21 protein-coding genes are annotated in these 25,516 nt (G+C 54.2%); 9 read left to right on the top strand and 12 right to left on the bottom strand.

Annotated elements, in window-relative coordinates; genetic code table 11:
• Positions 1-45: 45 nt before the first annotated feature.
• Positions 46-912 (top strand): NAD(P)-dependent oxidoreductase, encoded by an 867-nt coding sequence (locus CFB04_RS05580; protein WP_088534352.1) that lies wholly within the window; start codon positions 46-48, stop codon positions 910-912.
• 69 nt (positions 913-981) lie between these two features.
• On the opposite strand, the gene rlmD is transcribed toward CFB04_RS05580, so the two are convergent.
• Positions 982-2,358, bottom strand: a complete 1,377-nt coding sequence (rlmD, locus tag CFB04_RS05575) for a 23S rRNA (uracil(1939)-C(5))-methyltransferase RlmD (protein WP_088534351.1) — start codon at positions 2,356-2,358, stop codon at positions 982-984.
• Positions 2,359-2,637: 279 nt separating this feature from the next.
• Between rlmD and gdhA the strand changes: the two genes are divergently transcribed.
• The 5 genes from gdhA to rlmB all read left to right on the top strand — a co-directional run bounded on the left by gdhA (position 2,638) and on the right by rlmB (position 8,460).
• The gene (gene gdhA, locus CFB04_RS05570; protein ID WP_088534350.1) at positions 2,638-3,987 is read left to right on the top strand and encodes an NADP-specific glutamate dehydrogenase; all 1,350 of its coding nucleotides are present in this window, start codon (positions 2,638-2,640) and stop codon (positions 3,985-3,987) included.
• Between the two features lie 119 nt (positions 3,988-4,106).
• Positions 4,107-5,165, top strand: a complete 1,059-nt coding sequence (gene ispG / locus CFB04_RS05565; RefSeq protein WP_088534349.1) for a flavodoxin-dependent (E)-4-hydroxy-3-methylbut-2-enyl-diphosphate synthase — start codon at positions 4,107-4,109, stop codon at positions 5,163-5,165.
• A 61-nt stretch (positions 5,166-5,226) separates the two neighbouring features.
• Positions 5,227-6,942, top strand: coding sequence for a proline--tRNA ligase (locus CFB04_RS05560; protein ID WP_088534348.1), 1,716 nt, complete (start codon positions 5,227-5,229; stop codon positions 6,940-6,942).
• A 21-nt stretch (positions 6,943-6,963) separates the two neighbouring features.
• Positions 6,964-7,686, top strand: a complete 723-nt coding sequence (gene pyrF / locus CFB04_RS05555; RefSeq protein WP_088534347.1) for an orotidine-5'-phosphate decarboxylase — start codon at positions 6,964-6,966, stop codon at positions 7,684-7,686.
• A 21-nt stretch (positions 7,687-7,707) separates the two neighbouring features.
• On the top strand, positions 7,708-8,460 hold the full coding sequence (gene rlmB, locus CFB04_RS05550; RefSeq protein ID WP_088534346.1) for a 23S rRNA (guanosine(2251)-2'-O)-methyltransferase RlmB: 753 nt from the start codon (positions 7,708-7,710) through the stop codon (positions 8,458-8,460).
• 192 nt (positions 8,461-8,652) lie between these two features.
• On the opposite strand, the gene CFB04_RS05545 is transcribed toward rlmB, so the two are convergent.
• The 3 genes from CFB04_RS05545 to CFB04_RS17830 form a co-directional block, all read right to left on the bottom strand.
• Positions 8,653-13,116 (bottom strand): kelch repeat-containing protein, encoded by a 4,464-nt coding sequence (locus CFB04_RS05545; RefSeq protein WP_088534345.1) that lies wholly within the window; start codon positions 13,114-13,116, stop codon positions 8,653-8,655.
• A gap of 236 nt (positions 13,117-13,352) precedes the next feature.
• Positions 13,353-13,946 carry a general secretion pathway protein GspB gene (locus CFB04_RS05540; RefSeq protein WP_088534344.1) on the bottom strand — a complete coding sequence of 198 codons (594 nt, stop codon included), beginning with the start codon at positions 13,944-13,946 and terminating at the stop codon, positions 13,353-13,355.
• Complete coding sequence (locus CFB04_RS17830) at positions 13,943-15,595, bottom strand: AAA family ATPase (protein WP_157698727.1); 1,653 nt, start codon at positions 15,593-15,595, stop codon at positions 13,943-13,945. The genes CFB04_RS05540 and CFB04_RS17830 overlap by 4 nt, the downstream gene beginning before the upstream one ends.
• A gap of 121 nt (positions 15,596-15,716) precedes the next feature.
• Here CFB04_RS17830 and CFB04_RS05530 point away from each other — a divergent pair, with 121 nt between their 5' ends.
• Positions 15,717-16,220: a hemerythrin domain-containing protein gene (locus CFB04_RS05530; protein WP_088534343.1), complete on the top strand. Its 504-nt coding sequence runs from the start codon at positions 15,717-15,719 to the stop codon at positions 16,218-16,220.
• 71 nt (positions 16,221-16,291) lie between these two features.
• Here CFB04_RS05530 and CFB04_RS05525 read toward each other — a convergent pair whose 3' ends face one another.
• The 7 genes from CFB04_RS05525 to CFB04_RS05495 all read right to left on the bottom strand — a co-directional run bounded on the left by CFB04_RS05525 (position 16,292) and on the right by CFB04_RS05495 (position 22,711).
• Entirely contained in the window at positions 16,292-16,822 is a 531-nt protein-coding gene (locus CFB04_RS05525) for a hypothetical protein (RefSeq protein WP_088534342.1), read from the bottom strand.
• 502 nt (positions 16,823-17,324) lie between these two features.
• The gene (locus CFB04_RS05520; protein WP_088534341.1) at positions 17,325-18,215 is read right to left on the bottom strand and encodes a hypothetical protein; all 891 of its coding nucleotides are present in this window, start codon (positions 18,213-18,215) and stop codon (positions 17,325-17,327) included.
• Between the two features lie 19 nt (positions 18,216-18,234).
• Entirely contained in the window at positions 18,235-19,083 is an 849-nt protein-coding gene (locus tag CFB04_RS05515) for a transporter (protein ID WP_088534340.1), read from the bottom strand.
• A gap of 23 nt (positions 19,084-19,106) precedes the next feature.
• Positions 19,107-19,637, bottom strand: a complete 531-nt coding sequence (locus tag CFB04_RS05510) for a DNA-binding protein (protein WP_088534339.1) — start codon at positions 19,635-19,637, stop codon at positions 19,107-19,109.
• A 21-nt stretch (positions 19,638-19,658) separates the two neighbouring features.
• Complete coding sequence (locus CFB04_RS05505; RefSeq protein WP_088534338.1) at positions 19,659-19,943, bottom strand: hypothetical protein; 285 nt, start codon at positions 19,941-19,943, stop codon at positions 19,659-19,661.
• 176 nt (positions 19,944-20,119) lie between these two features.
• The gene (locus CFB04_RS05500; protein ID WP_088534337.1) at positions 20,120-21,466 is read right to left on the bottom strand and encodes a sigma-54 dependent transcriptional regulator; all 1,347 of its coding nucleotides are present in this window, start codon (positions 21,464-21,466) and stop codon (positions 20,120-20,122) included.
• Positions 21,467-21,484: 18 nt separating this feature from the next.
• Positions 21,485-22,711 (bottom strand): nitrogen regulation protein NR(II), encoded by a 1,227-nt coding sequence (locus tag CFB04_RS05495; protein WP_088534336.1) that lies wholly within the window; start codon positions 22,709-22,711, stop codon positions 21,485-21,487.
• Positions 22,712-23,109: 398 nt separating this feature from the next.
• Between CFB04_RS05495 and CFB04_RS05490 the strand changes: the two genes are divergently transcribed.
• Entirely contained in the window at positions 23,110-24,288 is a 1,179-nt protein-coding gene (locus CFB04_RS05490) for a methyl-accepting chemotaxis protein (protein ID WP_088534335.1), read from the top strand.
• A gap of 448 nt (positions 24,289-24,736) precedes the next feature.
• On the opposite strand, the gene CFB04_RS05485 is transcribed toward CFB04_RS05490, so the two are convergent.
• On the bottom strand, positions 24,737-24,934 hold the full coding sequence (locus tag CFB04_RS05485; RefSeq protein ID WP_088534334.1) for a hypothetical protein: 198 nt from the start codon (positions 24,932-24,934) through the stop codon (positions 24,737-24,739).
• A 210-nt stretch (positions 24,935-25,144) separates the two neighbouring features.
• Here CFB04_RS05485 and CFB04_RS05480 point away from each other — a divergent pair, with 210 nt between their 5' ends.
• Positions 25,145-25,513 carry a hypothetical protein gene (locus CFB04_RS05480; RefSeq protein ID WP_088534333.1) on the top strand — a complete coding sequence of 123 codons (369 nt, stop codon included), beginning with the start codon at positions 25,145-25,147 and terminating at the stop codon, positions 25,511-25,513.
• Positions 25,514-25,516 lie beyond the last annotated feature (3 nt).

Genomic DNA, 25,516 nt, shown 5'->3' with positions numbered 1-25,516 from the left:
ATTATTACGCATAACACTTTTATTTGATACTTCAGGAGGCCGGATATGTTGAGGAACGTCGGATTCATCGGGTTGGGAACGGTCGGCAGGTATATGGCAGCAAACCTGCTGAAGGGGAACTACAAGCTGATGGTGTACGACAGCGACTCCGAACCCGTAAATGAGCTGGTAGGCAAAGGCGCTGTTGCAGCGGAGAACCCGATGGTTGCCGCCAAAGGGAAAGACGTCGTCATCATCATCAGGCCTGAAAAGGAGCGTCTGCGCCCCGACCTCTATGGTCCGCAGGGAATCTTCGCCGGAATCGATCCAGGCACGATACTCGTCGATATGGGAACCCATTCCCTCGAAAGCACCATGGAGATGGCAGATGAGGCAGCCCGCAGACGCGTAATGTTTCTCGACGCTCCTGTCTGGGGCACCAAGGAACATGCAGCCAACGGACTTATGACTATTCTCACCGGGGGGGACCAGTCTCTGGTAGGCCGCTGTCGCGAACTCTTCTCCTATTTCGGCCTGAACATCATACACATTGGCGAGATAGGAGATGCCACCAGAATGAAGTTCCTGGTGAACCTCGTGCAGGCTGAGCTGATGCAGGCTCTGGCAGAAGGACTGGTCTTCGGCGAGAAACTGGGCTTCAACGTAGACAAGATTCTGGAGGTGCTCGACTCCGGCGGGGTTGCTTCTCCTCTCTTCCACTCTAAGGGGCGAACCATAGCCCGTGGGGACTTCACTCGGAACCTGGCGTTGAAGTACGTTCATGAGCAGTTGCTTCTCGTGATGGAGGCTGCAAAGAAGGTTAACCTTGAGTTGCCTGCTGCTGAAGTTGTCTGTGCGTCTTACGAGCAGGCGGTGAAGGACGGAAGAGGGGAGGAAGACTTCTCAGCCGTGGTAAAGGTCCTGAGAAAGTAGCACCCGGATGTAATCAAACACTTCAAAGGCGCTCAACCGAGCGCCTTTTTCTTTTCCTCGAAGCTGCGGTTACTTCTTTATTATAAGCGTCACGTTTTCTACATGTGGGGTTTGCGGAAACATGTCAACCGGCTGAACCGAAGTGGCTACGTACCCCAGTTCATGAAGGAGTTTCAGGTCACGAGCGAGGGAAATCGGTGAACAGGAAACATAGATCATTCTATCCGGCTCCAATTGTGCCGCTTTCCGCAATACCACCTCGTCACACCCTTTACGGGGCGGATTAAGTATAACCACATCTGCCCGTCCAGCATCTTCAAGTAGTTCAGCCACATCTCCGGCAAGGAACCGGCAGTTGCTTACTCCGTTGAGCTTTGCATTACGTTCGGCATCAGCAACCGCAGCCTGAACCGATTCAATCCCCATTACTTCCCTGGCTTGATCTGCGAGGAAAAGAGAAATACCTCCTACTCCGCAATAAAGATCGAGTACTCGTTCGGTTCCATTCAGATCCGCGTACTCCCTCACTTTTTTGTAGAGGATGGCTGCGCAGCCGCTGTTCACCTGAAAAAAGGAGTGAGGCGAGATAGAAAAGCGGATATTCCCGATGGCATCGATGAGGGTTTGTTGACGGGTAAGAAAATGGTCACGAGGACCTAGTATGATATTCCCAGTGGAAGAGTTGACGTTCTGCGCAACTACTGCAACTTCCGGAACGGCTGCCTGAAGGTGGCGTGCAAGATGGTGTATTTCATTGTAGCTGCGATCAGCAGTAACGAAGATGACCATCGCCCGATTTTCGGAGCTGGAGACACGGATGACGAGATAACGCAGGAGCCCGGATCCGGTTCTCGGACTGTAGATAGGCACCTTTCCCTTCTTGATCCCCTGTTTTACTGTCTTTATTATCGTATTGATAAGCGGGTGGTGGAGGGCGCAGTTTTCAATATCGATCACATCGTGACTGTTGCGCTTGTAAATCCCTATCTGCGGTAGTGCATGTTTCCCAGCCACAACAAGTTTTGCCGAATTCCGATAGTTGAACGGGGAAGGCGAAGGTGTGGTTGGAGACAACGATACCGCGCCGGGAGGAAGCACCTTCTCCAGCTCCGCTTTCACCATCGCCTGCTTCCATGCCAGCTGTGCCGAATATTTCATAGGCAGGATAGGGCACCCCTCGCATTCCGATGAGATGGCGCAGTTCTTGGTTATAAGGCGATCGGGGGAATGTCTCAGGACCCGGATAAGGTCCGCGTGAATGATGTTACGGGAGCAATGGGTCACCTTTACTCGTGCGGTTTCTCCCGGCAGCCCCCCCGCGACTTTAACCTGTTGGCTCTCTACAGTCCCACGGCCATATCCGTCCCTGTCAAGTGATGTAATAGTCACATCAAGTGATTGCCCGACCTGCGCTCCATTTATCGCTGGCTGCCTTTTCTTATCCATTTGGTCAATAGACCTTAAAATGTCTGTACTGTCAATGTTACTTTTTTAAAACTCACTGAGTCGTCAATGAGTAGAAGTTGAAGCACAAAATGTAATCAGATGAAGTGTCGAAACCTGACATGATGTTTTTGGGTGCACATTTTGTGGGCATAATAATCTTTAAAAACGGCACCTTGCTACTTTTGTGCTCAAGTTGGCCCGGTGGCTGCAAGTGTCGCACGGAAAATAGGCACACACATGCATAGTGCTTATGCATTTAACTCAACAAGGGAGGTAGTAATGTCACCACAGGTCGATGAAAAACTTGAAGGAATTTATCAGGACGTTCTCAAGCGGAACCCGGGGGAAGTGGAGTTCCATCAGGCAGTTGCCGAAGTTCTCGAATCTCTCGGTCCCGTTGTCTCTAAGCATCCTGAATACCTTGAGCGGAAGATTATTGAGCGCATCTGTGAGCCGGAGCGGCAGATCATCTTCAGGGTGCCCTGGCAGGATGACAACGGGCAGGTTCACATCAACCGCGGCTTCCGTGTCGAGTTCAACAGCGCACTCGGACCGTATAAAGGGGGCCTTCGCTTCCACCCGTCGGTGTACCTCGGCATCATCAAGTTCCTCGGTTTCGAGCAGATCTTCAAGAACTCTCTTACCGGCATGCCTATCGGCGGCGGCAAGGGCGGTTCCGATTTCGATCCGAAAGGTAGGTCTGATGATGAGATCATGCGCTTCTGCCAGAGTTTCATGACTGAACTCTACCGCCACCTGGGTGAGCACACGGACGTCCCCGCCGGCGATATCGGTGTAGGCGGCCGTGAGATCGGGTACATGTTCGGTCAGTACAAGCGCATCACCAACCGCTGGGAGGCAGGCGTACTTACCGGCAAGGGTCTCAAGTGGGGCGGCTCTCTGGTTCGTCCCGAAGCAACCGGCTACGGCGCTACCTTTTTCGTCAATGAAGCCCTCAAGGTCCGGAAAGATTCCTTCGAAGGAAAAACATGCCTCGTTTCCGGTTCCGGCAACGTTGCCATTTACACAATCGAGAAGATTCACCAGTTGGGCGGCAAGTGCATTGCCTGCTCCGACTCCAATGGTGTAATCGTTCACGAAAAAGGTCTCGACCTCGACCTGATCAAGCAGCTGAAGGAAGTCGAGCGGCGGCGCATCTCCGATTATGCTACCTACCACAAGGATGCGAAGTACATCGCAAACGGCAACATCTGGGACATTCCGTGTCAGGTTGCCATGCCCTCCGCTACCCAGAACGAGATCAACGGGAAGGATGCAAAGACCCTCGTTAAGAACGGCTGCATCGCAGTCGGTGAAGGGGCGAACATGCCGACCACTCCGGAAGGGGTTAAAGTATTCCTGGATGCCAAGATCGCATACGGTCCTGGCAAAGCGGCCAACGCCGGCGGCGTTGCCACTTCTGCCCTGGAAATGCAGCAGAATGCTCAGCGTGATTCCTGGAGCTTCGAGTTTACCGAGAAGAAGCTTGAAAACATCATGGTCGGCATCCACAAGCTCTGCTACGAGACTGCGGAAGAGTACGGCGCACCCGGGAACTATGTTGTCGGTGCAAACATTGCCGGCTTCATCAAGGTAGCCGACGCCATGGTTGCTCACGGCCTCGTTTAACCATTCATTTGACGATGCTATAAAAAAGGCGGGGAACCATCCCCGCCTTTTTCTCGTTCAGCTCCCGGTTCCGCTCCCTCCTTGACTTTATCAGATGAACTGGCTACTATGCCCCGGCCATGAAAAAACCGACCCGACAGATAGCCATTGGTGCAGTTAAGATCGGTGGCGGCGCTCCCTGCAGCGTCCAGTCGATGTGCAACACCGACACTCGTGCTGTAGCCGCAACCCTTGCCCAGATAAACGATCTCTCGACTGCGGGGTGTGAGATCGTGAGATGCGCAGTCCCAGACATGGAAGCGGCGGAGGCTCTTGGTGTCATCAAGCGGCAGAGTCCCATTCCCGTAGTGGCCGATATTCATTTCGACTACCGTCTCGCCCTCAGGGTGCTCGATGAGGGTGTCGACGGTCTGCGCCTCAATCCCGGCAACATCGGTGAGAGATGGAAGGTTGCGGAAGTCGTACAGGCGGCTCGTGACCGATGTATCCCGATTCGTATAGGCGTGAACGCAGGTTCTCTGGAAAAAGAGCTTCTTGAGAAATACGGACATCCGACGGCCGAGGCAATGGTGGAGTCGGCGCTGGGGCACGTCCGCATTCTTGAGGATCTCGGCTACGACCAGATCAAGATTTCGCTCAAGGCTTCCGACGTTGTGAGGACTGTCGATGCATATCGGCTTCTCGCACAGGCGGTGGACTATCCGCTCCATATAGGCATTACAGAAGCGGGGACCACTTTTTCGGGTACGATCAAATCAGCGGTCGGACTTGGGATTCTGCTGGCTGAGGGGATAGGGGATACCCTCCGTGTGTCCCTCACCGGCGATCCCGTAGACGAAGTGCGGGTAGGTTATGAGATTCTCAAGAGCCTCGGGCTTCGCCAGCATGGTGTAAACCTGGTTTCCTGTCCCACATGCGGCCGTTGCCAGGTAGATCTTATCAGTGTGGCTGAAGAGGTTGAGCGGCGATTGCGCGAGGTAAAAGCCCCATTGACGATAGCCGTGATGGGCTGCGTGGTCAACGGTCCGGGGGAAGCCCGTGAGGCTGACGTCGGGATAGCCGGCGGCAAGGGAGAGGGGCTTCTGTTCAGGCAGGGTGAGGTTGTTCGCAAGGTGCCGGAGAAGGAACTTGCGGATGCTCTTGTTGCTGAGGTCGAGCAGATGATGCGGAAGCTGTAGGCAAGTATTCTAGAAGATAATCCTTAGCGTCCCCCAAGGACGCATCCGATCGAGGTAGACGATGCGATATTCCCAGTATTTCATTCCGACGGTCAAGGAGACCCCTGCGGATGCGGAAGTGATCTCTCACCAGCTCATGCTGCGCGCAGGCATGATCCGCAAGCTCGCTGCCGGAATTTACAACTACCTTCCCCTGGGGCTCCGATCCATCAGGAAGGTAGAGAATATAATCCGAGAGGAGATGAACAGGGCGGGAGCAATCGAGCTTCTCATGCCGACGGTACAACCGGCCGAGCTGTGGCAGGAATCGGGGCGCTGGGAGCAGTATGGCAAGGAGTTGCTGCGATTCAAAGATCGCAAGGATGCCGAATTTTGCCTTGGACCGACCCACGAGGAGGTCATCACCGACCTGGTTCGCCGGGAAGTTAAAAGCTACCGTCAGATGCCCCTGAACCTTTACCAGATACAGGGAAAGTTCCGTGACGAGATAAGGCCCCGATTCGGGCTGATGCGGGGGCGAGAGTTCATCATGAAGGATGCTTATTCCTTTGATGTGGATGAAGCTGGCGCCGACAACGCTTACGAAAAGATGTATAAAGCCTACCGTCGCATATTCGAGCGGTGCGGTCTTAAATTCCGGGCGGTTGAAGCGGATACGGGCTCCATAGGCGGGACTTCATCGCACGAATTCATGGTGCTTGCCGAATCGGGGGAGGATGCCATAGTATCATGCTCCGCCTGTGAATATGCCGCCAACGTTGAAAAGGCAGAGGCGCGTCAGGTGGAGTGTGTCGTCAGCGCTGAAAATGGTCCACTTGAAAAGGTCCTCACTCCGGACAGGCGCAGCATCGAAGAAGTGTCGAGTTTTCTCGGGGTGCAGAGTTCGGCCTTACTGAAGACTCTTGTTCTACTGGCGGATGGTGAGCAGGTGGTTGCGCTTCTGCGGGGGGACCACGATCTGAATGAGATCAAGCTGAGGAATGCCCTCGGATGCGATCATGTGGAGATGGCTTCCGACGAACAGGTTGAAAGTATTACGGGGGCTCCGGTGGGGTTTGCCGGGCCTGTCGGTCTTTCAGTGAAAATCATCGCCGATGTTGCCGTCCGCGGCATGAATAACTTTGTGACCGGTGCCAATGCCAAGGACCTCCATTATAAAAATGTCAGGTTTGACAGGGATTTCACTCCCACCATGTGGGCCGATATCCGCAACGTAGTGCAGGGAGATCCATGCCCACGGTGCAGCGGCGGCAGCCTGGAAATGTGGCGCGGAATTGAGGTCGGTCACGTCTTCAAGTTAGGCATGAAGTACTCAAAGGCTCTCAAGGCGACTTTTCTTGATGCAGAGGGTAAAGAACAGACGATCTTTATGGGGTGCTACGGCATCGGCGTCAGCCGGACCGTGGCTGCATGCATCGAACAGAACCATGATGACAACGGGATTATCTTCCCTCTTCCGATTGCACCCTTTCACTGCATCGTATCGGCTCTCGATCCGAAGAAGGATGAGGTGCGTATCGCTGCGGAGTCGTTGTATGAGCAACTTTCGGCTGCAGGAGTCGAAGTGCTTCTCGATGACCGTGATGAGCGACCCGGAGTCAAATTTAAGGATGCCGACCTTATAGGCATACCGCTCCGCCTGGTGGTGGGGAGCAAGAATCTGGCAGAAGGAAAAGTTGAGCTCAAAGACCGCAAAACCGGAGAGGTTCGGCTCCTGCCGATGAACGATGCGGTAGAGACTGTTGTAGCTACGGTAAAACAGGCGCTTTCGTCCTGAATATAATGCAAAGGTTGAGACATGACCCGTGATGAAGCTCTGAAAAAAATCATATTTGCTCTTGATGTAGATCGTTATGAAGAGATAGAGAAGTGGGCGTCTCTGCTCTCCGGGCACGTTGGGATGTTCAAGGTTGGAAAGCAGCTTTTTACTGCAAGCGGACCCGCCGCCGTCAGGACAATTCTCGACCGGGGGATCGAGGTCTTTCTCGATCTTAAGTATCACGATATTCCAAACACTGTAGCCATGGCCGCCATAGAGGCCGCCCGGCTGGGGGTAACGCTGTTCAACCTGCACGCTCTCGGCGGTTACGAGATGATGGCGCGCACGCGGGAAGAGCTGGACAAAGCTTCACAATCGCGCAGCACACGAGTGCTGGCAGTGACAATTCTGACCTCTTCAACGGAGCAGACTCTGCAGGAGGTAGGTATCGAGAGGCCGCTGCAGGAAATGGTCGTAAGGCTTGCTCGCTTAGCCCAAAAAGCCGGAATTGATGGCGTTGTCGCGTCTCCCCAGGAGGTCGGAGCCATTCGGGAGGAGTGCGGCACCGATTTTCTTATTGTGACTCCGGGAGTTCGACCTGTCTTTGCCGGTGTGGACGATCAGAAGCGGATCATGACCCCTGGTGAAGCAGTGAAGGCCGGCGCAGACTACCTTGTAATAGGGAGACCGATCAGCGCTGCTTCCGATCCGCTGAGTGCATGTGCTGCCATTGTCGACGAAGTTGCAGCTGTTGGAGCTTGAAGCCTGAATTGAGGAAAAGCCATGAAAGATGAGTTCGTTTACGGCATTAATCCTGTCATGGAGGCCCTCCGCGGAAAACGGAGGGCCTTCGAGCTTTTTATAGTTGCTCACGAAAAGGAACGGCGGGTTGAAAAACTAGTGGCACTGGCTGCGGAAAGGGGAGTTCCTGTCCGGAGACGCGAACGGGACGATCTCGTCAGGCTCTGTGGAACACCACATCATCAGGGTGTTGCCCTAAGGATGGAGGCTTTCGCCTACACAGATCTGGAGGAGATTGTCACCATCTGGCGGAAAAGTAGTGAGCCGGGCCTTCTGCTTGTACTCGACAGCATCCAGGACCCGCACAACCTTGGTGCCCTCGTAAGAAGTGCCGCTTGTGCGGGCGCACACGGTGTTGTCATTCCCCGGGACCGGGCTGCCGGCGTAACCGCCACGGTTGAAAAGGCATCTGCCGGAGCCGTAGAGACTATACCGGTGGCCCAGGTTACTAATCTGGTTCAGGCACTGCAGCGACTTAAAGATGAGGGTTTCTGGATCTATGGGACTTCCGACGAGGCATCCGATTCAATCTATAGCCAGAGAATGACAGGGAATATAGCGATTGTCATCGGTAGCGAAGGGGAAGGAGTGCGGCCATTGGTGCGCAAATCGTGCGACGCGATGGTGAGTATACCGCTCAAGGGTGGAGTAAACTCCCTCAACGCCTCTGTTGCCGGAGGGATCGTGCTTTTTGAAATCGTCCGCCAGCGGATGCAGGTTTCCGGGGCAAGTTAGCTGTCAATGACGACAGGCCTCCCTCAATAACCAATGGAAACCCACCCCACTAAAAATCCAGATAACACTGCGTTCGCCGACGTCTCCGTTCCACCGTCAGAAAAGAGGGAGTCAGGGCATCTGTTGTTCCCCCGCTCAGCATGTTCCATAGCCGCCTTCCAAGCTGACCTCCCCCCTCCAAACCAAAGTTCACTAACGAATCACCACGTTTTCTATTACCACGCTACCTTTCCCTATTATCAGAGGTGAGAGGACAGAAGTTTGACCGGCAATGCTGCTGAACTCCCTGTCATAGCCACCTGAGATGGTGACGGTGATCGCCCGGCTGCAGGTGAGAATTTCCGGGAACTCCCTGTTGCGTATGAGTACCCGGTCACCATCCCCTGCATCGTTATATGCTGATTGGATGGTGGTAAAAACACGCTCGCCCAGTTTAACGAGGTAACCGAAACCGGCACTTACGCTTTTTTGGCTGTTAATGGTAACGGTGCAGGTGTTATCTGTCTGCGAATCGCACCCGTTCCATTCGGTGACGGCACTACTTTCCGGTAAAGCTGTGAACGTGGTGGTTGTACCGGCGATGACTGTCTGATTGCAGGTGCCGGAACAGATTCCTCCAGTGGGAAGCAGCACTATCCCGGGGCCAAGCACTGATAATGAGAGGTTGTACGCCCTGTAGAACGTTGCCGTAACTTGCCGGACGCGGTTTATGGTGACTGTGCAGACATTTCCCCCAACGGAATCACAACCTGACCAGCCGCTGAAGATCGAATCGCTACCTGGGGCCGGGGTAAGGCTTATTTCTGTTCCTGGGCCAAAGGGATGGCTGCATGTACCGGTACAAATCTCTCCGGTTGAGAAAGTCACAGTACCCGTGCCGGAGCCGTTGAAATTCAGATTCAGCGAGAGAGGCGAGGAGGTGAAGGTGGCGGTGACATTGCGCGCTGCCGATATCGCTACCGTGCATGCGTTGCCCACCACGGTATCACAGCCTGTCCAGCCCCCGAAGCTGAAGGAGGACTCCGGTGCTGCGGTAAGTACAACTACCGATCCGCTGCCGAAATTGTGGCTGCAGGTACTCGAACAGCTTTGACCTGTGGAGAAGTTGACGGTGCCGCGTCCTTCTCCCGATACTTCGAGTGCAAGGGGAAAGGTAGGGGAAAAGATTGCAGTCACCTGTCTTGTAGCAGCAATCGTTACGGTGCATGAGGAGCCGTTTATGTAATCGCAGCCACTCCACCCATTGAATGTCGATCCGGCCTCGGGACTTGCTGCGAGAGTAATGGTACTTCCACTGTTGAAGGGGTAACTGCAGGTGCCGGAGCAGGTCTGGCCGGTCGACAAGTTGACGTAGCCTGTTCCTGTGCCGGAAAGAGAAACTGTCAGAGGGTAGACCGCTCCAAAGGTGGCGATTATATTTCGAGCGGCTGACATGTTAACGGTGCATAAGTTGCCCGTGACCGTGTCACATCCCTCCCAGCCGGAAAAGAATGAGGATGTACCGGGGAGGGGGGTGAGGGTAACAAGCGCTCCATCGCCGATCAGAATATTGCAGTTTCCGCTGCAGGTTGCTCCCGTAGAGAGATTTACCGTGCCGCTTGCGCCCCCGCTGAGTGTCACATTGAGAGGAAAAGCATGGACGAAAGTGGCTATGATGCTTCTGGCTGAATTCACGGTCATCGTACATTCGGAGCCGACAGTCGAATCACAGCCGGTCCAGCCGGTGAATAAAGATGTTTGGTCCGGATTGGCGGTGATCGTTATCGATGTGCCTTCGGCATATGAATTACTGCAGGGTCCCGAGCAGCTTTCCCCTGTGGAAAGGCTGAAAGTTCCGCTTCCTGTCCCGTCGGAGCCTGCAGTAAGGGTGTAGGTAGCAATCGCTCCGCTTCCGGAGAAATAGAGTGTGATGACAGGCGTTTCGGGATCATTGGAGGTTATGCTCATAGTCGCCTGTTTTATTCCTTCCGATGTTGGTGCGAAGGTGACTGCTACGTCGCAGGCTTCCTCCACTCCCCAGATGCCGGAGAGCCTGCAACCCGGTTCTGGGGTAGCGGAAAACATGGCGGCATCAGGACCAGTGATCTGCATCGTGGTGATGCTGAGGTCGGCGGAACCTGTGTTGGAGATGGTGAAAGGCTGTGGCGCGCTCTGATGATTCACATGGACGGTGGAAAAATCGTGTGAACCCGGGGCAGCGGAGACGGCGGGAGCAAGTAGAATGATTTTTTCTTTCGACGGGATACTGCTGTTACGTATGCTTGCCCGATAGTGTCCCATCTGAAGGGGGGGGAAGGGTGCCGAAGCAAACAAGTTATAGCTCCAAGGGGCCGTTGAGTCGGAAGTTACAATGCTGGTCAGACCCCCTTCTACTCGCTGCAACTGAAAGATCGGAAAATCGGAGGAGGAGTTGTTGGTCGAACCTCCCGAACTTTCAGTGGTTCCCGTGAATCCTGTCCCGGAAATAACCAGCTGGTTAGGTTTAAACGGCACCGGTTCGACTGTCGAAATGACAGGCCGGCGGGTCTCGGACACCCCGAGCCCGGGATCGTACACTTCCGCCGACGCAAGAGGGGCCGCACTTCGGCCGCCGGCGACGTAGACTCTCCCATCCAGCAACGGAACAGCAGTGTGAGAACTTCTGGGAGAGGTCATGGAAGGAGCTGGGGAAAAGTTATTTGTCACAGAACTGTATGTCTCTGCGGAACTGACTGACGCTCCTGCGTTTATGCCACCGCTGACAATAACTTCTCCATTGTTGAGCAGGGTGGATGTATGAGAATGCCGGGCAGCGGCAAGAGAGCCAGTGGCGCTGAAGAAGCCGGTATCAGGATCGTACAGCTCGGCTGAGGAGAGTGCTGCAACACCATTCGTACCGCCTGTTACAAGCACCTTTCCGTCGGGAAGCAGGAGTGCGCTATGTTCAGAGCGTATGTCGAGCATGTTCCCCGTGGGAGAAAAGGTTGCCGTTGCCGGATCAAACAGTTCACTCGATCTAAGAGGGGATGAATTTGTTCCTCCTGAAATCAGGACCTTTCCGGAAGGGAGAAGGACGGCGGAATGGGAATGACGCTCTGTGTTGATGCTGGGGGCAGGGGCGAATGAATTGGTGGCCGGATCATAAAGTTCGGCTTCGCGCAAGGGGGCTCCGTTATTTAATCCTCCTGCTAATAGGACCTTCCCGTCGGGAAGCAGCGTCGCTGTATGGTTCTGCCGTGGCGTATGCATGGCGGATGCGTGGGTGAAGGTGCGGGCTGCGGGATCGTAGAGCTCAGCAGAAGAAAGACTGCTCGATCCGTCATTGCCGCCAGCAATCAGAATCTGACCGGAAGCCAGAAGCGTTGCAGTGAGTGCTTTTCGTCGTGCCCCCATGATACCCGTGCTCGTTGAGCTGCCGGTGGAGGGATCGAATGTCTCCGCTGTGTTGACTGCCCCTGAGCCGCCATCGCCGCCTGCTGTAAGGATCATTCCGTTTGGAAGGAGCACGGAGACGTGACCTGTGCGCGGATCTGTCATGGCGGAAAGCGGCGAGAACGAGCCGGTGGCTGCATTATAGACCTCCGTACTGCGTACGGCTCCGGTCATATTGCTTCCTCCGGCGATCATGACCTTTCCGTTAGCCATTAGTGCGGCTGTGTGCGCGTGCCGAGGGGCCAGCATTCCCGGTACGTTAGTAAACAGATTCGTATCGGGATCGAAAATCTCGGCGCTGTTCAAGAAGGTGTTGCCGTAGCGACCTCCAGCGATAAGGACTTTTCCGTTTGGGAGAAGTACGGCTGAGTGAAACTGACGGGCAAAAGACATACTCCCCACGGCTGTGAAGGTCCCCGTGACGGGATCGAAAAGCTCTGCACTGCTGAGTACTGCCGTATCGTTGGCTCCACCCGCAATAAGGACTTTACCGTTTGGAAGCAGTGTCGCGGTGTGATAGAAGCGAGCAGTGTTCATCTGATTGAGGTTAGTGAAGGTGTTTGTTGCCGGGTCGTAAACTTCCGTCGAACGGTGAGCGGAGGAGCCGACGTATCCTCCGGCTATGAGGATTTTTCCTCCGGGCAAGAGTGTGGCGGTATGGGCGTTGCGTTGTGAGCCCATGTCGCCGGCTGTGCGGGAGAACGAATTAGTTCCTGGATCGTACAGCTCGGCGCGGCTTAAGGTTGCGGTCCCTGTATACCCTCCGGCGATAAGGACTCTGCCGTCTGAAAGAAGCGTCGCCGTATGAGCGTTGCGGGGGTCAGCCATTTCGGCTGCAGCAGAGATGGTATTGGTAGAGGGATCATACAGTTCCGTGCTTCTGAAATACTCAGAGGCGTTGACGCTCCCTCCTGCTATGAGAACCTTACCGTTGGGGAGAAGGGTAGCGGAATGGTAGTAGCGGGGAGTGGAAAGCGGGGGGGAGGGGCGAAAGACATTACGTACCGGGTCATAAAGCTCGGTGGAACTCAGGTATCCTGTGCCCAGGCCTCCGCAGATGAGGATATTGCCTGTACCCAGGATGGTTGCCGTATGGTAGGAGCGAGCCGCTCCCATTGGGGCCGCCGATGAAAACCCGTCAGCAGATGCTTCTGGAGGCGGATAGGGTATGAACAGCAGAAAAAGTATTGCCACGAGAAACCAGCAGCTGTGCAACCGGTTTACGAACCGCACACATCCGGCCATCGCCCCCTCCTTTTATTTCTACTTTTTCTGAAGAATCTCCTTCTAATCGGCAGTCATATAGCCGGGGTTTTCCGGTCAAAGGGCAAGAGCGGGAATCGCTCCTGAGCGGAACTCGGCTTGATTACTTTGGTTTTGGACATGGATCAATACGAATCTTCATATAAATGCAAATATAATACCTATAAATAAAAAAATTTAATTAATAATAGTGTTTGGATGGCTTTTGAGAGAGGGAATCAGGGGAAGGGAGTCGAATTGGTAACGTCGATGGTGCGGCCTTCGAAGCTGAAGCGGACCTTGTCGGGAAGGATCTCGATGAGCCGAGCACCTGCGATAGTGGCTCCCTCCGCAACCAATGCGCCGTTAACCACTGCGCGCCGGGCACTTTTCTCATCCTGCCATGCAATGCCGCTTACATTCAGTTCGGGGGACTCGGGGCTATTCATAGAGTGTGAAATGGGGGGCAGGATGGGTGAGGGCAAGGTGTGTTGTTTGGGCGCGACCTCTTTTAAAATAGCAGTTGGCTGCAATGGTGTAGCAGGCGAGGCTGAAGTCGGCTCAGGAAGCGGAGAAACAACGATACCGGCAGAAGTTTTTTCGAGAGGTTGCTGAGTGGATACTGCATCGATTGTTCTGTTGCCGATACCCTTGACTATAAGCGCGGTTGCTACGGCTGTGACTGAAACGGCTGCCAGAACGAGAGCAATCACCGGAGTACGGGACGAGTGCCGAGGCACGGGCGCGACGATGGCAGCGCCGAGTTTCTGACCTCTTTCCTGGCGTACTTTTTCCTGTTCCAGTTTTTTTAGCGCATCGAGTATAAGGCTCACGACACCTTCTCCTTGCGGTGCAACGATGGAACCGAGAAGCCTCCGCCACTTCTGTAGAGCAGGATCAGTGTCTGCTGTCCGGCTGTTCCGGTCTCCTCTATATTATTCTGTCGCTGGAACGTCTTGATTGCGGAGATGGTTTCGGAGTCGAATTTGCCGTTCAGCGGTCCGGAATAAGTGCCGCTTCCCTTAAGAAGGCCCTGAAGCCGTGAGATCAGATCGGGACGTGCGCCCTCCTTGAGCCCTGTCGGAATTTCCAGGTAGTTCCTCCAGAAGATGAACGCGCGTCCGGTCCAAAGCTCGGCTAAATCCGCTTTTGTAAGCCGATTGTTGCCGGGAAGCTGGGGAACCGTAAGAAGATCGCTGTCATCCATGTTGGTCAGCGCCAGGTAGCGTGTGCCCGCCGTGGGGAGGGACAGTTCAAGGAGGGCGGGGGAGTCGAGGCGTTCGAGTGTGGCCAGGTCTCCGGTAAATTTCATCGACCTCAGTCCTCGCTCCCGTGCCAGCTGCTCCGGCACCACATCATTTGATGGATTCATGAGAGGTTGAACGCTCCAGCACGTGGCCATGGCATTGAAAGCTACTGCCGCGCTTTCATTTGCAGTCATGGCTGCCAAAATCCTTTGCAGGTCGGCAGTCCTGTCAGGTATTACCGCTTCAGCCGGCGTTGAAGTCTCTCTATTCCACAAAAAGTCTGGCAAAAAAGCTGTTGCCAGAGCAATACAGAGCACTGCTCCACCCCAGGCCAGACCTCTCCTATGCCATATCCGCCTTTTATCGGTCTTCCTAAGATCGGTTATGGCTATGTCCGCCATTTTGCCGGTAATCGGCACTTTCCCCCTGCTGTAACCGAGAAGCAGAGCGCGGTCGCAGGCCAGATTGACCAGACGCGGAATTCCGCCGGAAAAACGGTGTATCCTTCGGAGCGAGGCGGGGGAAAAGAGACCGCCGTCGCTGCGTCCGGCGATGCCGAGTCTATGGTCGACGTACGACCTTGTGTCCTGGAATTTCATCGGGTTGAGGTGACAGCTCACACCAATCCGCTGCTTCAACTGTCGCAACTCGCGCCGGGAGAGCAGGTCGCGCAGTTCAGGCTGGCCTACGAGCACGATCTGGATGAGCTTGTGCCGCTCCGTTTCCAGGTTGGAGATGAGACGAACCTGCTCCAGGACTTGCGGAGCCAGGTTCTGAGCCTCGTCGATCACGAGCACTACGGTCCTTCCTGACTCGTTCTCTTGTAATAGAAAATTGTTCAGCCGGTCCAGAAGATGTTCCGTCGTATCGGAGAAGGAAACGGGGAGACCGAACTCTTTGGTGATGGCCTGCATCAGTCCGATTGTGGAGAGGGAGGGATTGAAGATGATCGCAGTGCGGTACCTGTCGGCTGAGAGCTGGCCGAGGAGGGTGCGAATGACGGTTGTCTTTCCGGTTCCCACCTCTCCCGTAAGGGAGATAAATCCGGTATGGCTGTCGATGCCGTAGAGGAGATGAGCGAATGCTTCGCGATGCTGTTCACCGAGAAAGATGAATCCCGGATCGGGAGTAAGGTTGAACGGTTTTTCGCGGAATCCGTAATAGCTGCAGTACATGCTATGCTCGGCCTGAGGGAAGGAAACATCTGTCGTCTGAAAGCCCGGCCACTGTAACATTTCCTCGTCACCATGCAAACCAATATTTTCTCCGGCACCCTCTGCAAGTTGGCTAAACTGCTTGCCTAGGGCCGATTATCAGCTAGGATTTGTTATAGATCTCTAACCCAAGGGGGTGACTATGGCTACCAGACAAGCACAGGGACAGGATGTCTTCCAGATCCTTAAACAGGACCATCGAACGGTGACGAGCATTATGGAGGAAATACGCGACGCGGAGCAGGCCCAGAAGGAAGCACTCTGCAGCCGTCTTGAGAATGAACTGAACCAACACATGAATCTTGAAGAAAAATATGTCTATCCTATCCTCCTCGATTTCGAGGAACTCTCTGAGCTTATTCAGGATGCATACACGGATCATGACGACCTGAAGGACATTCTCGAGCAGATGGCGGACCAGGATGTCGGATCGGAGGAGTGGGAATCGAACTTCCTTGCTCTTGAGGACGCGAAGGAAGATCATGTCGATACCGAGGAGAACGAGGTGTTTCCTCAGGCTATCGAGCTCTTGAGCCAGGACCAGGTCAGGCAGATCACTGATCAGATCATGTCTGAGAAGCAGCGTGCTCCCCAGACGGCACAGGGGAAAATCTCTCAGCCGAGACAGCCGAGAGCGGAAAGATAATAAGATACACCCTAAAAATAAAGCCGCTGCTCTATCCGGGCAGCGGCCTTTTAGCATTCTTTTTCGGTCAACTACCAGCCAGCCGTCCCTCCTCCTGTGCTGTGGCCTGATGCGCTGGAATAGGACCTCATGGTTCCTCCTGCGTTGTATCCTCTGGTCGAACTGGTGTAGTTGCGAAGAGCCGCGTCCTGATCGGTGCCCGTACCACCGGCGCCGGAGCCGCTTGTTGCACTTGTGAAATTACCCATCCGGGCAGGGTCGAACCCACTGCTCTCACCGTATGGTCCACGCCTGCTGCTCGGACCTCCAGGGGCGGTAGACTCGTTTGCTGTTGAGCCGCCAGGATCGTACCCTTTCTGACCGCCGTAACCCGTCGTGTCGTTCTGCATGGTTCCGCCGGTGTCATAACTGCCTCCGCCGATTCCGCCTGCCCCCGTACCTCCAGAAGAACTCGTGTAATTGTACATTGCGCCGCCTGTGCCGGAGCCAGTGCTTCCTCCCGTTGCCCCTCCCATGCTGCTGCTTCTGCCGCTGGTACATGCCATTCCTGACAGAGCAACCACAACTGCTGCGGCACATATTAACCGTTTTGCGTTCTTCATCGTTGCTCCTCCTGTAGCTGAATGTGGGCGCCGCGTGCATCGGCGCAATTTACAGAAAAGTATAAACGTATAATAAAGAATTACAAATTAACTTATTGTCAATAAAATGCGGCGGGGATGGATTGGGAATTTAGCATTGAGCATATTGGGGAGGAAGAGGAGGCGCGGAGAGGTCTGATAAAAATATATTGATTATGCTATATATTCTTACTATATTCATACGCGGAGGGAGCGCTATGAAAGACCTGCTAGTAATGTTCGGGATTCTCGCAGTATGGATTATTCTGCAAAAGTACGTCCTGCCCCGCCTCGGTGTTCCCACCTGAATGTCCGACACATGCAGCCCCGGGGCCCGGGGTGTCAAGAAAGAGAAAATTGAAAAAGATGAAGCCGGAAAATAGCACCGAAACGCGCAATACTTGAATCCGCAAACTTAAGCCAACTTATCCGCTCGGAACCGGAAAGCGGCCGCTCGTATTGGAGCGGCCGCCTGTTTTGTTCACTATCTTCCCATGCCACCACGCATTGTTCCCCCACGAGGTTGCATGCGTCCACCAGAAAAATTCCAGAAATACGTGACACTCGTCATGCTGCGGAAGGTTGCGGAGTAGTTTCTGAATCCGCCGTAAGCAGGCAGTGATTCCATTGCTGTCTGCATTCGTGCTCGCATGGTGTTCATGAACACGCTGTTCATTCCCTCCCCTCCGATGGCATTATCCGCAATCTGTGGGAGGTAATCGTTTATTTCCCCCATCATGCTCCGGAAGTTGTTGGTGTTGACGCTTCTTCCGTTCATCACGAGAGCCGACTGCTCAGCCATCAGCCCCGCCATCTGACGGGCTACCTGGTGCATCTCCTGGTATTCTGTTCCATGCAGCCCTGATGCGGATCCGGCAACATAGTTCCCCATCATGTTGACACCGGCGGGCATGTTTAGTTGGTTACGCAGTTGCGTTATTGCATCCGCCACCGTCATGCCAGGATTGGCTTCGAGCTTTTCGCGGATAAGTGTAGAAAAAGGGCTGATGAAGTTATTGACCGTGCCGGACACTGCGGCGCCGGGGGTGCATAGGACGTAGGTGCTGGTCAGGGGGACCCCGGGTGTGTCAGCGTCGATGGTTTGTCCTTCGATGGCAAGCGCGACAATTGGATAAATACCAACATCTTCGGGAGCGACATTGAGAGTATATGCTCCGTTTGCGTCGGTGGTCGTGGAAGGCTCACCCGGATCGAGCTGGTAATTTCTGTTCTTGTCGAGGAATACCAGGGCATTCTGCAGGTAGCCATCCGCCACGGCCCCGCTTATCTGTGTTGCAGAACCGGTGCTGCCTGAGCCGCTGCAACCCGCAATGAAAAGTACGCCGATGAGTGTAAGAGCTGCTTTTTTTTTCATGCAATTCTCCTTGGTAGTTTCAGAAATCGTAGTAAATGGTAAGTCCTACTGCGTAATCGGGGCTCGATGTTGTGATTCCCTTGGCCCCGTAAGCCTCTATGCCGGTTTGAGCCGTGGTCTGATACTTTCCTTTGATTCGTGCATCCAGAAGTGCAGTTGCCCCTTCTTGCGGAGCTCCGGAAGATTTCACAATTAGGAGGGGACGAAACCGGTTCGTCAGTTGGTATCCGATACCTGCGTCAAGGAAAGGATAGTCCTTCAGTGCAAGGGCAGGTGAGCTTCCCTGGAACGTGTAACCCGGCTCGATGAACCCATACCAGTCTCCCATCCATTTTGAGAATTCTACAGAGAGGCTTTCCTCGAATTTTCCCGTCCCCAGACCGTGATCTTTATCTGCGGTTGGGAGCTTCACGGATGCGACCGGCTTGATCCGGGGAAGTGCGCGTGTCTCCTCAATAGCTACATACCCGATACGGAGCGTGAGGTCCCCAAGTCCTCCCCGGCCGGCAGACGGATTCGATGAGGCCGTGCGCCCCATGCTTCCGGAGCCCGGAACCATCGCAGCCGCCGTCTTCATCCTGGTTGTCTGCATCTGCATCTGGTTGTACTGTCTGCCGATGACGTTGGTGTTGTCCTGGTAAATATAGGGGATTTCGAGCAGTACCCCCCAGCGGTCCGTCAGGTCCGCCCCGATCGTGACCGGGACGAAAACGGTATTTGTGCGCGTGCCGGTTCCATAGTCGCCGGAAGTAAATTCGAAACCGAGACCTAGGAAGGGCAGAATCTCGCCATGCGCCCTCTTAAACGGGAGGAGGGTCACTGATATGAAGATCGACAGAGCGAGAGGTCTTAGAATCTGAGTGATCATGTTTCTCCTGGTGTAGCGCACGTTCACCTGCGCATCATCCCTCCGCCGCGCATCATTCCGCCACCCCGAATTCGCATTCCACCTTCGGGGCGCCCGGAGCGATTCATGCCTCGGCCGGACCATGCCGGGTTTCCCCTGTCGGACCGGAGTTCTACGGTCGCTCCCGATGTCTGGTTGATGACTTTCTGAGCCATCAGATAGTTCTTCCCATCCTTTCCCTGGGCCATTGAACCCTTTGCGGTGATTTCGTCGTTTACGTTGACTGAAATTCCGCTTTCCTGCCAGTACGAGGCGGGACCGACACAGACGTTTACGGGCTCGCCGGCGGTATTAAGCTCGATAACTACATGCTCCAGTTCAATCTGCCGGGGAGGCGAAGCCGCCTTACCCGTAATGGTGGTGACAGTATTGATATCATAGCCATAATTCAGGTCGAGGCCGCTTCTCCCATTCTCATCCCCACCGAAAAAACCGGCGTAGACCGGCACGAGGAACAGGAAGTTTCCTGCCAGTGCCAGGAAGAGGAGACGGGGGATATGGCGGCCTCTTTTCATGCGGTTGATGCTCCTTGCTGTCTATGGAGTTGCCGGAGTCGTTTCGGTAGTCATCGGTGTGGTTTGGGGCGCCGTCGTCGTGCCCACGTTCACGTTGTGCCGCGTGCCGGAACCGTCCCTCTGTCGTTGACGCATTCCGGTGCCGTCGCATTTGGGGTTAACCTGGTGCTGCTTGGAGCAGTTGCTGCAATTGCCGTTGCCCCTGCCGCTGCCCTGGTTACCCCCTCTCCCGAAAGCCGGGGCCGACAGGGCCACCAGCGTGAGAGCCGTTGTTGCATACAGAGCCGTTTTCTTCATTTCCTTCATCTGTATTACCTCCTTTCCTGTAATGGTTGAAGGAGGGCATTCCACGGAACGTGCCGGAATCAAGGTGTAGTGCATGTTGCTGTAACTTAAAGGTATTCATTCAACTGATTTGGTCCTGTCTCCTCACATGGTGCAATTTTCTGCACCATGTGAGAAAAGGTTTGCACCATCATTCTTCATTCACCAACGAGACCGAAATCTTTCAGCTTGTACTGGAGCGAGCGGCGGGAAATTCCAAGTTCTTCCGCTGCAAGACGCCGGTTCCCCTTATGCTTTTCCAATGCTCGCACGATGATATCTCGTTCGACCCCCCTGAGAACCTCCCGGCTGTCCCGTCCTTCGATGGCAGAGGCCTGCAGCATCGCATTCGGCAGGTTCTCGCACCTCACCACTCCCTGGGCGAGGATCACCCCCCGCTCAATGACGTTCTGCAATTCACGGACGTTACCCGGCCAAGGGTAGACCGACAGGATTTCCATGGCCGCCGGGTCCAGTCCGCGCACGGTTTTCCCCAACTGACGGCTGAAGCGGTCGAGGAAATACTCCACCAGGAGCGGGATTGCATCCCGCCGTTCCCTAAGTGGTGGGAGATTGAGGGGGAAAACATTGAGGCGGTAAAAAAGGTCTTCCCGGAAACGTCGCTCGGAGACCTCTTCTTCCAGGTTTCGATTGGTGGCAGCGATGACCCGCATGTCCGCACGGATCTCACGGCTTCCTCCCACACGCTCGAATGTACGTTCCTGCAGCACACGTAGCAGCTTTGCCTGGAGCGCCGGCGGCATCTCGCCGATCTCGTCGAGAAAGATGGTGCCGCCCCCCGCTAGTTCGAATTTTCCCTGCCTCGCGTGGATTGCTCCGGTGAATGCGCCTTTCTCATGCCCGAAAAGCTCGCTTTCCAGCAGGTTTTCCGGAATCGCCGCGCAATTCAGTGGGATGAAAGGAGCCGAGCTCCTTTGGCTGAGCAGGTGGATCGACCGGGCCACGAGTTCTTTGCCGGTACCGCTTTCCCCATAAATTAGGACGTTTGCCGTGGTTCCGGCGACATCATGTACCAATTTATGGACCGACCTCATTGCCATGCCTGCAAAGATCAGTTCTTCGGGTGGAAGACCCGCGATCTCTGATTCCCTCATTGATACTAGCGTTTTAGCCCGCAGTCTCGTCTCCATCACCCGGTCGAGCACGGCTGTGAGCGCATTGGGGGAGGGGAGGGGTTTGGTGAGAAAATCCACCGCTCCTTCTTTCATGGCGGCGACTGCTTCATCGACCGTTCCGAAGGCCGTGAGAAAGATGAAGGGGGGCGCCGAGGGGGCGTTCCGCGTCTCCCGGAAGAGCTCGAGGCCTCCTTTCCCCGGCATCTTAAGGTCCGATATCACGAGGTCGAAGCTCTCCCGTGCGAGAAGTTGCGCCGCGTGCCGACCGTCACCGGCCAGCGTTACCTTGTACCCTTCATCCTCCAATATGGTCTGAAGAAAGGACCTAAACGTTTCATCGTCTTCTGCAAGAAGCACATATCCCTTCATACCCGGATTTATCTCCTTTTATTCGGTAAGACCCGGCAGTTTAATGATGATCGAAGTCCCTTTGCCGGATGAACATTTCGCCTCTATGGAACCTTCATGCTCCTCGATGATTTTCTTGCAGAGTGGGAGCCCGAGCCCAGTGCCCTTTGCCTTCGTGGTGAAGAAAGGATCGAATATTCTCTCAGCATCCTCCTCACGTATACCTTCCCCCGTGTCTGTTATGGTTACAACCAGGGTCGTGCCGGTGCGGCCGGTTTCGATAGCCAGTACCCCCCCTTGGTGCATGGACTGGATGCCGTTCCGGATGATGTTGAGAAGCACCTGTTCCAGGTGGTCGCGTCTGCCGAGCAGGTACATGGAGTCTCCGCACGAAACCGACAGCTCGATCGCGTGCTGGTTCGCCTCGGGACGCAGTAGCGATACGGAATGTTCGATAACATCGCAAAGGTTTACCCTTTCCGACTTCAATCTATTGTTATGCGCGTAACTGAGAAGGTCGGCGACCAAGTTTTCGAGCCGAATCGTTTCTGCGACGATCCGGCTGGCAAATTTACTGTTCCTTTCATCCACCGGTCTTTTTTCGATGACCTGCGCAAAACCTTTGATGCCGCCCAAGGGGTTCCTGATCTCGTGGGCAAGAACCGCTCCCATTTCCCCCAGTCGGGCCATATTTTCCTGATGCGCCATCCTCCGCTGATGCTTCTCTTCCCGTACCGAAAGGCGGTAAATTACCAGGGATGCTGCCCATCCGCCGATGAGAAGCAGAAGAATGATCGAGATGTTTAGTCTGGCTCTCCGGACAACGGCGTCAGCACGGTAAGTATGGAGGGTGAGATGTAGGAGTGTCGTGCCGCCGGGAAGATGAACCGGAGCAAGGAACTCGTAGGCCCGCTCTCCCGTCCGCAGCAGAACCCGGCCGTCAACGGATCGACCAGATCCAAGCATTTTGCCGTAGCGGACATCGTCGGCCTTGGTTCCGATGAGATCCGGGTTTGAATGGAAGCGGATTCGACCATTCCTGTCTACGATACTAAGAAACGCCAGATCTCTCGTACGCAAGTTCGCAAGTGAAAGAAGGCCATGATCGGATGCTGCAGCACTCTCCACCGCAGCAGTGATTGAAAGGGCGATGCCTCGGAGACTTTCTTCGGCCAGGGGAGACGCTGCACGGTAATTGCTCATAGAAAACCAGACCAGTGCGAGTGTGAGGAGAATCCCAAACGTCAGAATGAGTGCTTTTTGCATTTGTCAGATCCGAGATGCAGCCGCATTTAGCCATGGCCGTACAGCAGCAAGAGGGGTAGAAAGAACGCTGCTGCGATAGATATTAGCCTCCGCAGTCGACTGAGAGCATAACCGTAGTCATATATGAGAGGTACTATAGAGAAGAAGTTGCATGCGTCAATGGAAAAAACATATGTAGGTCCACATGTAGTTAGCCTAATCTAAATAAGCTTGGAGGCATTCTTCGCGTTGTACTTTCTTAAGAACTGAGACCTTTCGCCAACCACAATCGCGCCGAGTATGGGCTCTAAGCAGATTCATGTTCATCGAAATGACAAGAAAAAATAAACCTCCTCAAGAATTATAGGTTTTGTTCGATAAGCAGCTATAAAATCATGGATTGAGCGCTGGAGGGGAGGATGTTAGATATACTCGACCTGTATAGAAGGCTGAAGGTACGGACCAGGATTATCCTGTTGTGTGTTTGCTACAGCCTCTGCATAATCGTTGCCGTTGTTGCTGGAAGAATGTTTTCCCCGGCTCTGGCCGTTGTCTCAACATCGGTCTTCGTCGCTACGGGAATATTTTTCAGCGGTCTGTTATTCTGGTCCGTCAACGAGGCTCTAAACCGCATCATGGGGTACCTCTCGAAGATGACGGAAGGGGACCTCACGCAGAACATCGCTCCCAAGAGAAACAATGAGATCAGCAGTATCATACGATCAATTGGCATGCTTCAGTCCACCATGCGCAACATCCTTCTCCAGATTTCCGAGACTTCCTCGAAAGTTTCAACTGCCTCTGGCCTACTGCAGGACAGCGCGGATCAGATAGCCACCGGAACTGAGAACGTTGCAACCCAAGCCAACACAGTCGCCGTAGCAAGTGAGGAGATGGCAGCCACCTCCGCGGAGATAGCCACCAACTGTCTTCATGCAGCGGAGAGCTCATCGCGGGCAAGTGGCACCGCCCGTTCGGGGGCAGATATTGTTCTCAAAACAACCGAATGCATAGATTCCATTTCAACGCGCGTCAACAATGTCGCACGGACGGTAAAGGAACTCGGTGCAAGGTCCAATCAGATCGGCGAAATAGTCACGACCATTGAAGACATAGCGGATCAGACCAACCTGCTGGCGTTGAATGCCGCCATCGAAGCAGCCCGCGCTGGTGAGCAGGGGCGAGGTTTTGCCGTGGTTGCTGATGAAGTTAGAGCCTTGGCAGAAAGGACAACGAGAGCGACCCGAGAAATAAGCGAGATGATCAGGACTATTCAGAAGGAGACAAGCGAGGCGGTCGCAGCGATCGAAGAGGGGGTTGTCGAGGTCGAGAAGGGAACGGACTATTCAGGAAGGGCCGGGGACGCTCTATCCGAGATATTGCAACAGATCACCGAGGTGACCGCGCAGGTGAACGAGATTGCAACGGCAGCTGAACAACAGTCGTCTACAACTGTGGAAATCTCCAATAACATCCAGCGTATAACCGAAGAAGTTGAAGGAACGGCAAAAGGCACCTCAAGTACCGCTTCAGCATCCTCCGATCTTTCCTCACAGGCGGAACACCTGCAGAAGCTGGTGGGGCAGTTCAGGCTGTAGGAATTTCCTACCTCCATAAAGGGTCATACAGCATCTAGCTGGATACATGACCAGATTCCTCTTCAACACCCCGCGATGAGTGAAAGCGTGGGGTGCAGTGCCAAGGTAACCGGAGTTCCGAATGACCGACAATTGAATAACCGCAGAGACGTCTGCCATCTAGAACTCAGAGGAGCATAAACTGCAAAGGGGTCAGGCATATCTGCGCTGACCCCTAGATGTTTTGAATGGTGGGCGATACTGGGGACTCTCTAGGCTTAACCCTGTTAGTCCTCGTGCAACGCCCTAAGTTCTTGAAGTGACGCTATAACTGTTCTATCTGCCTTTGCTCAGGTTGTCCCTTTGGTGCCGGTTGAAGTGGCAACATTTGTGGCAACAACGGTAGCACTGAAGGGAAGGCGCGTCAAGCTCATTTTCCCTCTGATCTTTTAAGGTTCAGGTACGTGGGTTATGGCAGCTTATCAAAGGTGATAGGATACTGGTTTAGCGGCGTCAGTCTCTTTATAATCCCAGTTGTTGTGTCAATTACGAATGGTCCTGAAATCTGGTAACGTCCGGGCAACTCTTTGACGATGAACGCGGACAGAATAGAAGCAATAAGCATGAGAAAAACGACTTTTAACACAAAGCCTTGTTTGTCCTCCACTGTTGCACCTCCTGCTAAAGTGACAGCCCATACTATTTGAAACCCCGAATAGTTCAGGTAGCCAAACCGTTTCCAAACGGAAATCGTTTCTGATCTGCAACGATTAGTCTCTGTTTCGTATGAGACAATGCATAAAAAATAACTATAAGTCTAGTTCTTTTTCATTTTCACAGCCATATTACCCTCATCTCACTGTAACGGGAGGGGCTAATGAGGCTTGAATTTCGTGGGACAGGTGGCGTCATTCTAGAAGTCGGGGAGGGTTACTTCTTTTATAAGGATGCACAGCGCGCGATCTTTGCAGACTATGAGAACTTGGAGCCTACCTTCAAAGCTGTTCTTAATCAGTTTGCTGAGGACATAGCAAGACGCGGGGAGCACCTAGCAGACCGCGCCAGGGTGGGAGCATTAAGAGCGGGGGCTGATCCCGAGTGTACCTGCACGGTACGCGGTTACACGGGAAAGGAGGCCGCTGAGGAGGCTGAAAAACTCTTCAGTAGCGCCTCAGGTGTCCCCCTCCGTGCGGGTGGCTTCTCTCGTGGCGGAAGATTTACGGCTAATCATCTTGCCGACCGTTGACAG

The organism is Geobacter sp. DSM 9736, assembly GCF_900187405.1.
Classification (GTDB): Bacteria; Desulfobacterota; Desulfuromonadia; order Geobacterales; family Geobacteraceae; genus DSM-9736.
This window is presented reverse-complemented; position numbering and strand designations above follow the sequence as displayed.

Coding starts and splice junctions, on each gene's coding strand:
- CFB04_RS05580 (WP_088534352.1), top strand. CDS start 46: ATGTTGAGGAACGTCGGATTCATCGGGTTGGGAACGGTCGGCAGGTAT.
- rlmD (WP_088534351.1), bottom strand. CDS start 2,358: ATGGATAAGAAAAGGCAGCCAGCGATAAATGGAGCGCAGGTCGGGCAA.
- gdhA (WP_088534350.1), top strand. CDS start 2,638: ATGTCACCACAGGTCGATGAAAAACTTGAAGGAATTTATCAGGACGTT.
- ispG (WP_088534349.1), top strand. CDS start 4,107: ATGAAAAAACCGACCCGACAGATAGCCATTGGTGCAGTTAAGATCGGT.
- CFB04_RS05560 (WP_088534348.1), top strand. CDS start 5,227: ATGCGATATTCCCAGTATTTCATTCCGACGGTCAAGGAGACCCCTGCG.
- pyrF (WP_088534347.1), top strand. CDS start 6,964: ATGACCCGTGATGAAGCTCTGAAAAAAATCATATTTGCTCTTGATGTA.
- rlmB (WP_088534346.1), top strand. CDS start 7,708: ATGAAAGATGAGTTCGTTTACGGCATTAATCCTGTCATGGAGGCCCTC.
- CFB04_RS05545 (WP_088534345.1), bottom strand. CDS start 13,116: ATGGCCGGATGTGTGCGGTTCGTAAACCGGTTGCACAGCTGCTGGTTT.
- CFB04_RS17830 (WP_157698727.1), bottom strand. CDS start 15,595: ATGTTACAGTGGCCGGGCTTTCAGACGACAGATGTTTCCTTCCCTCAG.
- CFB04_RS05530 (WP_088534343.1), top strand. CDS start 15,717: ATGGCTACCAGACAAGCACAGGGACAGGATGTCTTCCAGATCCTTAAA.
- CFB04_RS05525 (WP_088534342.1), bottom strand. CDS start 16,822: ATGAAGAACGCAAAACGGTTAATATGTGCCGCAGCAGTTGTGGTTGCT.
- CFB04_RS05520 (WP_088534341.1), bottom strand. CDS start 18,215: ATGAAAAAAAAAGCAGCTCTTACACTCATCGGCGTACTTTTCATTGCG.
- CFB04_RS05515 (WP_088534340.1), bottom strand. CDS start 19,083: ATGATCACTCAGATTCTAAGACCTCTCGCTCTGTCGATCTTCATATCA.
- CFB04_RS05510 (WP_088534339.1), bottom strand. CDS start 19,637: ATGAAAAGAGGCCGCCATATCCCCCGTCTCCTCTTCCTGGCACTGGCA.
- CFB04_RS05505 (WP_088534338.1), bottom strand. CDS start 19,943: ATGAAGGAAATGAAGAAAACGGCTCTGTATGCAACAACGGCTCTCACG.
- CFB04_RS05500 (WP_088534337.1), bottom strand. CDS start 21,466: ATGAAGGGATATGTGCTTCTTGCAGAAGACGATGAAACGTTTAGGTCC.
- CFB04_RS05495 (WP_088534336.1), bottom strand. CDS start 22,711: ATGCAAAAAGCACTCATTCTGACGTTTGGGATTCTCCTCACACTCGCA.
- CFB04_RS05490 (WP_088534335.1), top strand. CDS start 23,110: ATGTTAGATATACTCGACCTGTATAGAAGGCTGAAGGTACGGACCAGG.
- CFB04_RS05480 (WP_088534333.1), top strand. CDS start 25,145: ATGAGGCTTGAATTTCGTGGGACAGGTGGCGTCATTCTAGAAGTCGGG.